Consider the following 14976-nt stretch of genomic DNA (forward strand, 5'->3'; position numbering starts at 1 on the left):
TTCCCCCTAATGATTAGGAGACTCCCATGAATCATCCATTAAAAAACGCACTGCCAATCGTTGCCGCCGCTTATGGCGAAAAGTTTGGTGTGAAGGTGCTTATTCAAGGACAAGATGCGTTTACCGATGGTGAGCGGATTGTGATCCCAACAGCAAACCCAGACGACCCACACTATCAACAGATAGCTTGGGGTTATCTGGCTCATGAAGCGGCGCATATTCGGCATACCAATTTTGACATGGTGCAGAAAGCGTCGTCCAAACCGATCCGTAAGGCATTTCTCAATATCATTGAGGACGTTCGCATTGAAAACGAATTGGCAAAGGATTACCCCGGAACCCGGCGCAGTATTTCGCAAGTGATTGAGTACATGGTGGACACACAGCAAATGTGTGTACCTGAACAGCTTGAGCCTGCATCTAACTTGCAAGCCTGGTTGTTGTTCCGCTTGAGATGCCATTTTCTCGGTCAGAAAGCACTGACGCCTTTGTATCAAGCAGTTGATGAAAGAGTGAGACAACTCTTTCCTGCCGCAGCGATGAGCCGGTTAAGCGCCATGCTGACAGCAGTGCCTAGCTTAGGCTCTACAGGTGAAGTGCTGAAACTTGTCGATGCCATCGTTGCCATGTTGGAAGACGAATCTCGTCCACCACAGGATGAGTTGGATGCTGATAACGGTAATGACATTGGACAAGATGCAAGTAATGACAGCAATAACGGTAGTGACAGTCAAACCCCGGAAGCAGACTCGTCTGCAACGGGTGATTCAGATAACTCTGATCAAGCTGACAATTTGCGACAAGCCTTAGAGGCCAGTGCCGCTCAGTTTGAACCCGATACCTTTGCACAAGTGGCAGAAGTGTTGTCGGAACAAGCTGAAGGACATCAGGGCGTCACTCCACTCAGTTTGCCCCAAGCAGAACAAGCTATGTTGGGTGATGAGGCCATCTTGACCTTATCGGCGTCTGAGTCGGCTCAAATTCGAGCCAGGCTTAGGGGCATGGTTCAGTCCAGTCAGGACAATCGGAATCATGCCAAACGGCACGGTCTTCGAGTTGCAACCCATCGTCTTGCCGCCTCACAAGCAGGTGAATCGAGATTGTTTATTCAAAAGCAGCCACGCATTGCGCCTAATGCTGCTGTGCACTTGCTTGTCGATATATCGGGCTCAATGGGTAAGCCCATTGGCGAAGGTAATCGCAAGTACTTTCATGTTGCCAATGAAGCCGCTTTGGCTTTGGCCATGGCATTGGAAGGTATACCGGGTGTTGTACCTGCGGTCAGTTATTTTCCTGGTATTCATCAGGAAGTTTCTATCGCGTTATTGCCCAAGCAATCGGTTCGACATCGGGCCGCCTGTTTTGACCAAAAACCACGAGGTTGTACGCCTATGGCACAAGCTATGTGGTTTGCGGCAAACAGTTTGTTGGCACAAAAACAGAAGCGAAAGCTAATGATAGTGCTAACCGATGGTGACCCAGATGACTGGGCTGCTACGCATGACATTGTTGACCGTTGCAGACGAAGTGGCTTTGAGCTGCTGGGGATCGGCATTCAAACACGCAGTGTTGAGAAATTCTTTCCTCAAAGCATCGTGATTAACGACGTCAAAGATCTGAAGCGTGAGTTATTCGAAGTAACACAACAACTGTTAGTTCAGTAACCACATCAACTTTACCACCCTGCGGGGACGATTCCGTCCCCGTCAGGGCATGGGTTCGTCTCCGTTTTTTTTGGAGACTCCTATGAAAAACAGAAAGTTCTTAGCTGGCGAAGAAGCCGGTACTTATATCGTTCCTGAGCAAGTGACCGAAGCGGATATCTTAGATATGGCGCTTAAGCTCGCTCGTGGTCGATTGAGTAAAGGTCGCAAAATTGAACAGCCATCGTCGGCGTTCTCATACCTGCAAACACTGATGCACGAGTATGAGCACGAAGTCTTTGGCGTGCTGTTTCTTGATACAAAGCATCGCGTTATTCGATTTGAAGAGCTATTCAAAGGCACTTTAGATGCGGCGAGCGTATATCCAAGGGAAGTAACAAAGCGGGCGTTAGAACTTAATGCGGCAGCAGTGATACTGGTTCATAACCATCCATCGGGTGATCCTGAGCCCAGTGAAGCCGATAAACGCATCACTCATCGACTCCGTGACGCCATGTCACTTGTTGATATTCGAACGCTTGACCATGTTGTGGTCGCATCCGAGGGCTGCGTTTCGCTTGCTGAACGCGGTTATCTTTAATGAATGGGCGCATTGCCCATTCTCCTACATCACAAAAGCAGTCCCATCAACACACGTCATCACAGCTCGAATTTCTATTTGAGTTTGATGATGCCCCTGTCACTTGGTCTGACACGGAAATCTGGCAGTTACGCGAAGGCATTCTATTAGATGCAATCCGTGTATTGCTGGACGGTCGTGTCAGTACTCGATTGCGCAAGGATGTGTTGTCGTGGATTAAAAATGACGAATTAACGCCATTTTGCTTTCGTGTTTGCGCAATGGCTGCGGTTGTCGATCCTGATGTGCTTCGTGATTCCATCATGTGGCTATTAAGACGACATGGTATCCAGCTTGACTAACGTTCCTGCATTAACCAAACGGCTCAATGCAGGCCCAGAGCTGACTTTTATCACTTGTGGTAGGAGTCGGCTTTTTACTTAAGGAGGTTATATGGCGTTACCTTTACAAATTGAAACTGTAAGGCCATATCTTAATGGCCAGTGGCTTCAAATACTGGCGGCGTTGGTGCCAGAACTTGATGCCGCTATTGCTCGAAAAGGCCGTCATGTGGCTTGTCCTGTTCATGGCGGTCGTGATGGCTTTAGGCTGTTCAAAGATGCTGAATATACCGGAGGTGGCGTTTGTAACACCTGCGGGATCTTTCATGATGGTTTTGAACTGTTGTCTTGGATTAATGGATGGAACTTTGCTCAGTCTATTGAAGCAATCGGTCAAGCTCTAGGTATTCAACCCGGACAAGTACCAACTCGGGTAATACCGAGTAACGCTGTTGACTGGAAGACTAAAAAGCAGGACGAGGACAAAGCGATTATCCATCGCTTGAATCAAACCTGGGGAGAAACGTTATCCCTTGCAGATACTCGTGCGCAACCCGTTTGGAACTACTTGCATCGTCGTGGCATTGTTACGCGGCTTCGTCCTGAATGGGATTCGGTGCTGAGGTTTCATCCAAACTTGCCTTACCATGATGAAGATGGTCTGTTTATCGATAGCTACCCAGCGCTGCTAGGTAAAATCGTTACGCAGCAAGGGCGTTCGGCCACGTTTCATCGGATCTACCTAAGTGAAGATGGATTCAAAGCACCAGTTGAAAAGCCAAAAAAGATGATGCCGATCCCCAGTGACAGAACAATCACTGGTGGTGCCATTCCTATAGGTGAGCCTAGTGAGGTATTAGGTGTGTCTGAAGGTATCGAAACAGCTTTAGCGGTTACCAGAGCTACGGGGCAAACATGTTGGTCGGTTGTGAATGCAACCCTACTGGCTAGGTTTGAGCCACCAAGTAATGTGAAAATGCTGTACATCTGGGCAGACCACGATCTCTCTGAGACCGGCCTGAATGCAGCGAATGAACTCAAGAAAAAAGCCTGGCAGAAAGGCATTCTGACACAAGTCCTGATCCCTCCGATACCAACGTCACTCGGCGTGAAAAGTTGGGATTGGAATGATGTGCTGAATGTTTACGGTGCTATGGGCTTTCCGAAAGTTCATATCTGATCCAAGGGGCTTCGGCCCCTTTTTTGCGCCTTGCATATTTGAAAAAACATGGAGAATGAAAAATAGATAACCAATAGGAGAAACAAACATGATGGTATTAACTCTTTTAACAAAGCAGATTGATGGCAAGTATACGGTGTACTGGAAGACTGGCCTTCGAAGAGGTGGTGAGCTAAAGGTCGATTTAGGTGAGCAATACGACAAGCTACCTGAGCAGCAAAAGCCAATTGCAGCTGAGCTCTATGCGATTCATCACCTACTGTCAGTGAAAGAGGTGATGGGGAGTAACCGAAGCGGCAATGGGCTTCAAATCCGAGTCAGTAAAGGAGCCATCAAAAAGTTACAGAAACAACGCTCAACTCAGCATTCACTTTACAGCCTGACTAGGTTCTTGCTCACTCGATACCAGGAAGCACAGATCTCGGTAGAGAAGCGGGACGATTGGCTCTCACATTCCTTCGAAGAATACATCGTCGATAATGCTACCGTGAGAGAAATCGATGAGGTAATCAACGTTCCGAACATTGGACCTGTCGTGGTGACTCGTCATGCACTGGAACGGTTTGTGGAACGGCTTTCAGACGGTGTACCTAAGCATCCTTGGAAGGCTTTGTGCTCAAAGCTGCTATGTTCGGGGCTAACTAAAACTCAGTTGCCAGAAAACGTCGCTATCCAAAAAGCAAAAAAATATGCCCAAGAGGCCGAGTTCTGGCAGCATGTGGGGAGCAAAATGTACTTTGTTATGATACCCACAAGTGGATCATCTAAGATTTTAGTTTCTGTTGTTAATCAGTGCATAACAATGAACCAAGTTAGTTTATAAAGTATCAATGTACGATTCGAATATATTGTTTATTTCGTTTATTTCGTTTAAATTGATTACTCAAGTTCTGCCTTGTCATTGGAGCCAGTATGTCAACACATAAAAACGTCAATTCCCCTCCCTCTGCTAGCGACATCGAATTAGCACACAAAGGGAAACAGGTATTGCGCAAGCTGATAAGTGACAATGTATCCAGCTACTCAATCAAGGTTATAAGAAATGATGAAGAGCCGAAGATTATTCAACTGCCCGCAATTGCTATTAGCCTTCTAGCAGACGCGTTAAATGAAATTAGCAATGGAAGTTCAGTCAAGGTCATACCACAGCAACCTGAACTGACAACCCAAGAAGCTGCAGATGTTCTTAACGTCTCACGCCCATTTCTAATTAAGCTCCTTGAAAGCGGTCAAATTCCCTTTCATCGAGTTGGGACCCATCGTCGCATCAAACATAAAGACATTATTGAATTTACGCTTAACGGCGATAATAAAAAATAAAAAACCAATTGATATGAAGAATCACGAAGATAAGAAGCGGTTGAAATAAAAGGAATTAAGCATGCCCAATAAGAACTTTGAATTGTTAAAAAACCGCTGGCCTCAACTATATGAACATGCCAATTTCGCTGAGAAATATGTACATACTGATCCTCACACTGCAATTATCAAATTACGTTGCTTTGCTGAACAGTTAGTAGGGATCCTCTATAGAGAACTAAATTTACCTTGCGAGCGAAGTGATGGGTTCTTCGAAAAACTAAAATCCAATATTTTCATCGAAGTAATCGATGAAAATATTGTGGAAAAGCTGCACGCAATCCGGATGTTAGGAAATAAAGCGGCACATGGCCGAAGCGTACATTCAGATGATGCGTTAGCACTACTGAGAGATGCATATTTGATCGGTCAGTGGATGTTCAAAACATATAGCGGATCAACATATGAAAGTTACCCAGCATATATAGAACCCTGCCACCCTGATATAGGGCTAAACGCGCTAAGCCAGAGTAACAAAGAGCTTGAAGAGCAATTAGAAAAAGTAAAAGAAGAGCTCTTGAAACTTGAAGAATCAGAACAAATCGCTCAAAACCAGGCACTCGAACTCAAAAAAGAACTAGACCAAGTTAAACTAGCCGATTTCAAGGAAGCATCATCAAGGGCTGTATCAACATTCGACCTGGCACCCGAAAACACTCGAGAGCTAATTAAACTTCACGACGCTTTCTCTGAATACAATTTAACTGATGGACAAAGTTTATTGGTTGATAAGCTCGATTCGTTTCTCAGCAATAAGGAAGAAAGCGTATTCCTATTAAAAGGTTACGCCGGAACAGGTAAGACATTTATAACTAAAGGCCTAACAGAGTACTTTAGGGCTATTGGAAGAAACTATGTCCTAGCCGCGCCTACGTAAGCGTTGCATCACCGGCCATATTACCGGTAACAATATCGCTAGCGAGGGTAATATCTCCCGCTTGAGCGCCTCCACTTCCTGTTTGAATTGTTACACTCGTACCTGAGTTTAACTGGTTTACGATGTCAGAATTTAAAACATTAGAACTATCAACATTTGATTCATAATTAGGTAAGGGTGTTGCTCCTGCTGTTGTAGCCGAACCAGAAATAGTGATATTAGTAGGGTCTAATAACCATAAACCACCGCTACCTTTTTCGGCGGTTAAATCAAGGCTTACTCCACTTGTTTTTAGAAGATATCCAGAGGTTTCAACCTTGCCTCCATTACCACCTTCTGCACCTGCACTGGCTGTGATGTCGCCACTAACGCTGGTTACAGATTCAGCGTTAGCAACATCAGACCACAATACCACTTTACCGCCGTCGCCATATTGCGTGGCGCTGGCATCAATGCTGGCCGTTGCTGCCATATCAACGGATACCGCTTGGCGCATGTCGCCTGTGCCTTGCCAATCGCCGCCTACTAATATGTCTCCACCCCCTGTTGCACCGGTGGCATTGAGTTCGCTGCCTGCGGCTAAGCTGATGTTATCGCCTTCCAGAATAATTTCACCGCCCACACTGCTTAAACTGCTCGCCTCAACAATGCCTGTGTGGTTAATCACACTGGAGGCTAAGTCGCCAGCGGCTTTTGCTGACAAATACACCATGCCGCCATCGGCTTGAATCGCGCCGCCGTTGGCAATCAGTGAATCTATAGCGCCTTGCTCAACTTCAAGCTTCACTGGGCCGCCCATATCTAGGGTCACTTTTGCACCAGCACCCATCAATACTTCGCCATTGTTGGCCGTGATATTGCCGATGTTTTCGATTTTGGCGGCAATAAATGCAACATAACCACCATCAGCGGTTTGAATGTTGCCTTGGTTGATAATGGCGCTGCTACTATCGCCTGCAAAGACATAGTTGCCGGAGTTAAAATCTTCGTTGCTAATATTAAGCGTAGAGGCAACCAGCGCACCTACGTTAACTTGTGCGCTAGGAGTAAATAAAATGCCGTTTGGGTTGATTAAAAAGACTTGACCATTGGCATTAATAGCCCCTTGGATGCTAGACACATCGCTGCCAATGACGCGATTAAGAATGGCTGAGGTGGCGCTGGGCTGAACAAAGTTAACCGTATTATTCTTGCCCACATCAAAGGACTGCCAGTTAACCGCAGCTTTGTTGCTAGACTGGGTGACATTCATCACGTTGGCTTGTTGTTCGATCGCCACTTGGCCAGAGACAACCACTCCATTGGTAGGTAAGTCAGCAGCAAAAACATTAGCGCTCAACAGCGTCAGAGCACCAGAAGCAATAAGCCGACCTGAGGCCTTAGAGGCGCCAACCTTACACTTTTTACGACCTTTACTATTTTCACCGACTGCCTGCCACACCTGTAAACTTGAATTCCAAAAAACGCGAAAAATCTTATTCATAAACTATTACCAAAAAATTTAGCATGAAAAATCAATTCAAAATACTCAACGGTGTCGCTGCACCCATCAACGTTATCATTAACTAATAGTACTTTTTCGATACGATGCTAAACCTTTCAGCCGCTACACAACGAACACTAGCTCCCTGTGGTTTCTATCCATAGCATTAAGAATAGTTGCTATATCCTAACTCTGCAATAAATTGAGAGTATGACTATTCCCATGAGCTATACTTTATGAATAATTGTTCAAAAGATGGGGTTGAACATGAACCAACAGCCTATTTCATCAGGGTCAGAATGGACCTTTGAGCTTATAGAGCAATACGATAAAGAGATTGCCAAAATCGCCAAGGAATTCAAGCTCGATACCTACCCAAATCAGATCGAGGTGATTAGCGCTGAGCAAATGATGGATGCCTACTCTTCTGTCGGTATGCCTGTGGGTTATCATCACTGGTCTTTCGGCAAACAGTTTTTAAACACGTCTAAGCGCTATCAGCGTGGTCAGATGGGGCTGGCGTATGAAATTGTTATTAACTCTGACCCTTGTATTGCCTACTTAATGGAAGAAAACACTATCACCATGCAGGCGCTGGTGATTGCCCATGCGGCCTATGGTCACAATTCGTTTTTTAAAGGGAATTACCTATTCAAAACTTGGACAGATGCGAGTGCGATCATCGATTACTTGTTGTTTGCTCGTAACTATATTTCTAAATGCGAACAGCGCCACGGAGTTGAAACCGTTGAGAAGTTTCTGGACTCTTGCCATGCGATTATGAACCACGGGGTAGACCGCTATAAACGCCCACCCCCCATCTCTGCAGCAGAAGAAAAAAACCGTCAGCAAGAACGAGAGGAATACCTGCAACAGCAAGTCAACGAGCTTTGGCTTACTCTCCCGACAAAAAAAGGGAAAGAGAAACCCGGTGAGCAGAACAGGTTCCCCAAAGAGCCGCAAGAAAACTTGCTCTACTTTATTGAGAAAAACGCACCGTTACTGGAGCCTTGGCAACGAGAAATTGTCAGAATAGTGCGTAAAATAGCGCAGTACTTTTACCCCCAAAGACAAACACAAGTGATGAACGAGGGCTGGGCGACATTCTGGCACTACACCATTCTTAATCGACTTTATGATAAAGGGTTAGTGACCGATGGGTTTATGATTGAGTTTCTACAATCTCATACTGCTGTTACCTACCAACCTCCGTTTGATAGCCCTTGGTATAGCGGTATCAACCCCTATACGCTGGGGTTTGCCATGTATCAGGATATTCGTCGAATCTGTGAGGCTCCCACCGACGAAGATAAGCAGTGGTTCCCCGATATAGCCGGCAATGACTGGTTAAACACTGTTCACTTCGCAATGGAAAACTTTAAAGATGAGAGTTTTATTCTGCAGTTTTTATCCCCTAAAGTAATTCGCGACCTTAAACTATTTTCCATCGTAGATGATGATATGGAAAACGAGTACCTAGTTCAGGCCATACACGATGAAAATGGCTATAAAACAGTTAGAGAACAATTGGCAAAACAATACAACCTGAGCTACAAAGAGCCCAATATACAAGTATGGAATGTTGATATTAGAGGCGACCGCTCACTTACACTTAGGCATATTCCGGCGGATAGGGTTCCCATGGAAGAAGGAACCGCCGACGTACTCAAACACATACACCGTTTATGGGGGTTTGATATTCATCTAGAAAGTGTAATTAGTGACAAAAACGGCGAAGAAAGAGTGGTTGACGACTATCACTGCCCTCCAATTAGCAACCCAATTTTAGAAGAGGGTGACTCCAGCTGACGCCTCAGAATATCAGCCTATAGCATACGCTTATAAAAACCGCCCAGAACTACAATTTATCCAGCTGCTCTTCGATTTCCTCAATTTTCTGCTTAACGACCTTTTCAAGGTGCCTTAAATCACTCAGTATTTTATTCTTAGCTTCCAGTTCTTGCTGTTCCTGGTCTACAACATCATCCAGCTCCGCCATCACCTTGGTTAGCATAGGTGATACTTCACTTAACTCTTTATAGATATTATGGTCAGAATATGAGCGGACACTGCGCATTGATCGTGAGAACTTGAACTTTTCACTTTTATGAAATAACTGTCCTTTTTTCTTGTAATATATTTGGGTATAATAAAGCTTTATGTCTGCTTTGCCTGTGATATTGCAACTTGTTTATATTCTATATACCTGATAATCTATCAGGTATCAGGTAAGTTAAAAAACCTATCGGCATCTATGGTCGTATAAAGCCTGAGCTACTCGATTAATAGATCGATTAAGCATTAACACCGTTATGTGACGTAATTACTGAAATATTAATTGTCGGGAACTTAAATATTCGTCCATACTTTTACTAACAGTGGAGTAACGGTATTTTGGCTGCTTTTTTAACAGCGAAAATACCAGTTAGCTGATTTCTAATATGTTGCTCTTAAAAATTTTTTAACAATGGTTATTGGCAATATGAGTCAGCAAAAAGGTTTTAACTCAATCTTCAAGTCCAAAACGCAACGTTTAGCACTTGAACCGCGAATAGTCTTTGATGCAGCGTTGCCCATAGCCATCGCTGAGCAGGCAGATAACGCCAATCATACCGAATCACCCACATCGGCTGAACCTCATCAAAATTCTGAGAATCAAGGCGATTTTTCTCCTGAGTTTTCTGCCGAAAGCTCAACGGGTCGGCAGATAGTGTTTATTGATGCCGGTATTGAAAATCAACAATCAATAGCTAATCAATTTGCCAATAGCGAGGTCATTTTACTCAATGGTGAACAAGATGGTTTGCTACAAATTGCTGAGGCAGTAGCCGGGCGCAACGATATCGAGGCTATTCATCTATTTAGTCACGGCAGTGATGGGCAGTTGCAACTCGGTAATAGCACCGTTAATGAGGTGACACTAACGCAAGATTATAGTGAGGCTCTCAGCCAGATACGTGCTGTTTTATCGGTTGATGCCGATATTTTGCTTTACGGTTGTGACGTGGCAGGCAGCGCCGAAGGGCAATCTTTTGTTGCTGCACTGGCGGCTGCAACCGGGGCCGATATTGCTGCATCTACTGACCTCACTGGCGCTAAAGCCTTAGGTGGCGATTGGGATCTAGAGTGGCAAGCCGGTGCTATAGAATCACAGGTTGTTGAAGTTTCAGGTTTTACAGGCTTGCTCGGTGCGCCAGAAATAACCGATGCTCAAGCTGTCGATACTCGCAGCACTGACGAAGACGTGCCGTTAACTATCACTGGCATTAGTGTTACTGATGACGATGCAGGTGTGGAGCTGCAGGTCGCGATCAGCGTGACCGGCGGTAGCATTACCTTAGCAGGGGCAGGGTGGGCAGTGACAGCGGGTGCCGATGGCACTAGCGCGGTCACGATTACCGGCACTGAAGCCGAAATTAACTCAGCCCTCAATGGCATGGTTTTTACCCCGGTTACTAACAGCAACAGTTTAGACCCAGCTTACACCCCATTGATTGATATTACCGTCAATGATGTTGACACCCCTGATGGCCCAACGAACATTCAAATCAGTAACATTAATGTGGTTGCCATTAATGATGCGCCAACGATTAGTGGCGGCACGCCTTTAGAGGTTAATGAGGGTGGCACCAGCAGTTTTTCTGCTGCAACGGCTGCGAGTTTTGGTTTTACCCAAGCTCAGCTTGGGTTGTCAGATATTGATAACCAAGCGGTTCAGACAATTATTAAAATTGCTGCCGTCCCTGCCAATGGTGATTTGCGATTAAATGGCAACTTAATAGCGGTCGGCTCGACCTTTGCGGCGTCTGATATTAATAACTTGTCGTATCAACACAATGGTTCACAAGTCACCTCGGTGACAACAGATACCTTTTTAATTACTGTTGATGATGGAGCCGGTGGATTGATCACCAACCAGTCGGTTTCAGTGAATATTAATCCGATTAATCAGGCACCGACTTTAGAGGGCTCAATTACTGTTATTGAGGGGGAGACTGCGGTCAATCTTGCCGATAACGGCTTATTAATCGCGCCATTTAATAGCTCGAGAGGTGCGATTAGCTTTTTTGACCCAGAGGGTGGCACAGCACAAAACTACGAGATTACTAGCTTACCTATTAACGGTACGCTGTTTTACAACGGTGTGGCCATTGTTGCGGCGAGCGTGGGCACGCCTTTTGTTGTTGCCGACCCAGGGTTGCTGACTTACAGCCACTCAGGCGGTGAAAACAGCACTGATAGCTTTAATATGCAGGTTCAAGATGATGGTGGTGGTGAAGGCAATGTGCTTTCTGATTCGGCGACCATTCAGTTAAACATCGTGCCCAACAACGATGACCCAGTGCTGAATACAAACGTAGCTCAGACTATGGCACCGGGTTCTACTTCGATCACCTTGACCCCCGCTATGCTTGAGGTGACTGATGTTGATTCGGCCAACACCTCGTTAACTTATACATTAACCAGTGTTCCCAACCCAGCAGAGGGTTATTTTACGGTTAATGGCCAAACACTCACCGTTGGCGCTACGTTTACTCAAGCAGACATTAATGCTGGCAATGTAACGTTTGTAACACTTAGCGACACCCCGCGTACCGACAGTATGACCTTTACGGTAAAAGATGGCGGTATCCGACTGTTTCCAGATAGCCGAGACGGTGGTATTTACGATAATCCTTCACAGGGCAGCCCGCTAACGCCGATAACCTTTGATGTGGTTGTCCCCGATACCGTGACTGTTAGCCCTGACCCTGTTCCGGGTGCCGCTGACATTAATACCCCGCCGACCAGTGGCGGCACAAACACCATTGATGCGGCTGACCTCAACGAAGGTGGCACTTTTAACTTTAGTAACACTGAGCTGCTAATTACCGACGCTGAAAGCAGCCCAGATGAACTGGTGTATCGCTTATTCTCACTACCAACCAGTGGTCTTATTAGGCTCAATGGTGCTGAACTAACCTATAACCAAACTTTTACTCAGGCCGATATTAATAACGGCAACGTCAGCTTTGTTCATAGTGGCGATGAAGACTTCGTTGATTCTTTTAGTTATACCATTTCTGATGGCAACACAGAGTCGGCACCGCAGTCGTTCAGTATTGCCGCAACGCCTCAAAATGACACACCGGAGGCTGTCAATAATAGTGCTATTTTTGTCGGTGAAAATAATACCGTTGTTATCAACGGTGCTAATATTGTTTTGAGCGACAGAGATAACTCGGCTTCTGATAACGAAACTGGCAATGCGGTTAATGATGAACTGAGCTTTAGAATAACGGTCGACACACTGCATGGCGAGTTGAGGCTTGATGGCGTGCTGATAACCGCCAATACAACCATCGTTACCCTGGCCCAGTTGCAAAACGGTGATTTGACTTATACTCATTTAGGCAGCGAAAATTTTTCTGATTCATTCTCTCTTGTGCCTCTTGATGATTCGGGGGTGGTTGTGCCAACGGCCACCAATGCTAGCTCAGAAGGTTCGACCTTAATCGTCCCGATTACTATTTTCCCTGCTAATGATGCAACTACGTTTGTGTCTAAACGGCAGCTTATTGCCGGTGAGGCTGGTGCTGTTGTTGAGGGCGGTTCGCGGGTTATTGGTGGTGCGCAATCCTATGCCACTATTAACGGTGTCAGCGGTTCTGGTTTGCCGACACCCGACCCCAATTTGAGCAACGCCCACTTAGTGTTTGGCGACGACGATAACTCAAGCATTCAGCGTCAATATCGCATCACCGATGCCACCAATAATGGCAGCTTATTCTTAAACACTACAGCGCTTGGTGTGGGTTCGGTTTTCACTCAAGATGATCTAGATTCTGGGCGGATCAGTTATCAACATGATGGCACTGAAACAAGCAACGATTCGTTTGACTATGTGGTCAGCGATGGTGATTGGACATCGAACGATTCTGTCAGTGTTGCTCAAGGCTTGCCGTCACCTCCGGGCTCAACGTTTTTAATTGAAATTACACCCACCAATGATATTGCTGAAATCAGCGGCCCCGATAACTTGGATGTTTTCGCAGCGGGCGCTGCAACTACCGCTGTACCAGTGATAACGCTGGCTGACTTAGATCTCGACGACGGTATAACGGCAGGCGAAACTGATTTTATGCGCATTGAGGTAAGCGTTGTGGGTACGGGTGCTAATTTATTAAATTATACCGCCGCTGACCCCAGTAGTTTTGTCAGTGGCAAAGGCACTGATGTGATGATTTTGCAGGGTACTAAAGCAGAAATTGATGCCGTGCTTGCCAGCCTAACAATCGCCTTTAGTGCTGACCTTGATGACGACAATCTTATTCTTAGAGTGGTTGCCGATGATCGTCTATATGATAACTCGGGATCTTTGCTTGCCAATGCCAATGGCGGCCCGGTTAACGATGATGGCTCCGCCATTAATGCCGCCAATAATCGTGTGACCCATGATATTACTTTGCGTGTATCCAATAGTAATGACGTGCCGGTTATTACCAATGTTTCTGGTTTTACCGTTGACGAAGATGCAGAAATTACATTAGGCGGTTTTGCACTATCAGACGCCGATAGCTTTGATGAGGACGTTACCGCCACCATTGAACTTTTTAATGATGCCGGTCGCACGACTTTAGCCAGCAGCGCCAATGAGGGGCGTTTAAGATTAAGCAGCCAGCCCGATGTAGTCATTACTGGTAATAACTCTAATACGATTACCATCACGGGTAACATTACTGATGTTGAAAATGCATTGAACGCACTACGTTTTCAGGGTCGTGGCGATTTTAATGGCCCTGGCCTTGGCAATGGCACGCTGTATTTAAGATCTACTATTGCCGATTTTGATCATGCCGGTGGCCAACAAACGGCGACAGTCGATAATGATATTACCATCACGCCGGTTAACGACGCTCCTGTTTTAGCGATCAACGCAACGCTAACCAATGGTTTATCCCTAGATTCGGGCACCAGTATTAACATTAATGCTGAAGGTGGTTCATTCACCTTGAATGATAATCGCGACACCAGCGAGGGGGCCGCTGATCTTATCTCTGTATCCGTTGCAGCGACCAATACGGTGGGTGGTGCATCTTATGGCACCTTGACGGCCACTACCTCGGGTGGTGCGATAATTAGTAATGACAACACAGCAACAATAACAATAACGGGTACAGCAGCTGATGTTGAAGCGACCTTAAATTCTCTGGTTTATACACCAACTGATGCCAACGTCGATACCGTTGTGCGCATTCGCACCACTGCCGATGATCGTGATGGTGGTGTTGGTAATGGTACTGAAGGCGTTGGTGTTGATGGCAACAATACCGATAGTGAAGATTTTTTCATTGAGGTTTCTGGCACCAACGATGCACCTGTTATAACCCTACCTGTTAACCCCACCGTTTTAGAAGACAGCACCGCCAATGCAATTAGCGGGATTTCGATCAGTGATACCGACGATTTTGGCAGTGACCTACAAGTCAGTTTGAGTCTCGCTGGCACACCTAAAGGCACGATTAATTTAAGT

At 45.8% G+C, this 14976-nt stretch carries 11 protein-coding genes; 9 read left to right on the forward strand and 2 right to left on the reverse strand.

Annotated elements, in window-relative coordinates; translation table 11 throughout:
• Nucleotides 1–26 precede the first annotated feature (26 nt).
• The 7 genes from GLIP_RS11500 (at nt 27) to GLIP_RS11530 (ending at nt 5980) form a co-directional block, all read left to right on the forward strand.
• Nucleotides 27–1664, forward strand: coding sequence for a VWA domain-containing protein (locus GLIP_RS11500; RefSeq protein WP_008844801.1), 1638 nt, complete (start codon nt 27–29; stop codon nt 1662–1664).
• Nucleotides 1665–1746: 82 nt separating this feature from the next.
• Nucleotides 1747–2244: a RadC family protein gene (radC, locus tag GLIP_RS11505; RefSeq protein WP_008844802.1), complete on the forward strand. Its 498-nt coding sequence runs from the start codon at nt 1747–1749 to the stop codon at nt 2242–2244.
• The gene (locus GLIP_RS11510; RefSeq protein ID WP_008844803.1) at nt 2244–2585 is read left to right on the forward strand and encodes a hypothetical protein; all 342 of its coding nucleotides are present in this window, start codon (nt 2244–2246) and stop codon (nt 2583–2585) included. Before radC ends, GLIP_RS11510 begins: the two co-directional genes overlap by 1 nt.
• Nucleotides 2586–2676: 91 nt before the next feature.
• Complete coding sequence (locus GLIP_RS11515) at nt 2677–3744, forward strand: DUF7146 domain-containing protein (RefSeq protein WP_008844804.1); 1068 nt, start codon at nt 2677–2679, stop codon at nt 3742–3744.
• Nucleotides 3745–3880: 136 nt separating this feature from the next.
• Nucleotides 3881–4567, forward strand: a complete 687-nt coding sequence (locus GLIP_RS11520; RefSeq protein WP_456057496.1) for a hypothetical protein — start codon at nt 3881–3883, stop codon at nt 4565–4567.
• Nucleotides 4568–4656: 89 nt separating this feature from the next.
• Nucleotides 4657–5064, forward strand: coding sequence for a helix-turn-helix domain-containing protein (locus tag GLIP_RS11525; protein WP_008844806.1), 408 nt, complete (start codon nt 4657–4659; stop codon nt 5062–5064).
• A 61-nt stretch (nt 5065–5125) separates the two neighbouring features.
• The gene (locus GLIP_RS11530) at nt 5126–5980 is read left to right on the forward strand and encodes a DUF4145 domain-containing protein (protein WP_008844807.1); all 855 of its coding nucleotides are present in this window, start codon (nt 5126–5128) and stop codon (nt 5978–5980) included.
• Here the strand turns inward: GLIP_RS11530 and GLIP_RS11535 are convergent.
• Nucleotides 5973–7463 (reverse strand): two-partner secretion domain-containing protein, encoded by a 1491-nt coding sequence (locus GLIP_RS11535; protein WP_083839442.1) that lies wholly within the window; start codon nt 7461–7463, stop codon nt 5973–5975. The two genes, GLIP_RS11530 and GLIP_RS11535, sit on opposite strands and share 8 nt — an antisense overlap.
• Before the next feature lie 267 nt (nt 7464–7730).
• Here GLIP_RS11535 and GLIP_RS11540 point away from each other — a divergent pair, with 267 nt between their 5' ends.
• Nucleotides 7731–9272 carry a SpoVR family protein gene (locus tag GLIP_RS11540; protein ID WP_008844809.1) on the forward strand — a complete coding sequence of 514 codons (1542 nt, stop codon included), beginning with the start codon at nt 7731–7733 and terminating at the stop codon, nt 9270–9272.
• A 49-nt stretch (nt 9273–9321) separates the two neighbouring features.
• Here the strand turns inward: GLIP_RS11540 and GLIP_RS11545 are convergent, their stop codons facing one another.
• Nucleotides 9322–9642, reverse strand: a complete 321-nt coding sequence (locus tag GLIP_RS11545) for a DUF3461 family protein (protein ID WP_151194711.1) — start codon at nt 9640–9642, stop codon at nt 9322–9324.
• 303 nt (nt 9643–9945) lie between these two features.
• On the opposite strand from GLIP_RS11545, the gene GLIP_RS11550 reads away from it, so the two are divergent.
• On the forward strand, nt 9946–14976 hold a 5031-nt coding region (locus GLIP_RS11550), incomplete at its 3' end, for a cadherin-like domain-containing protein (RefSeq protein ID WP_161602052.1).

It is taken from the genome of Aliiglaciecola lipolytica E3 (genome assembly GCF_000314975.1).
GTDB lineage: Bacteria > Pseudomonadota > Gammaproteobacteria > Enterobacterales > Alteromonadaceae > Aliiglaciecola > Aliiglaciecola lipolytica.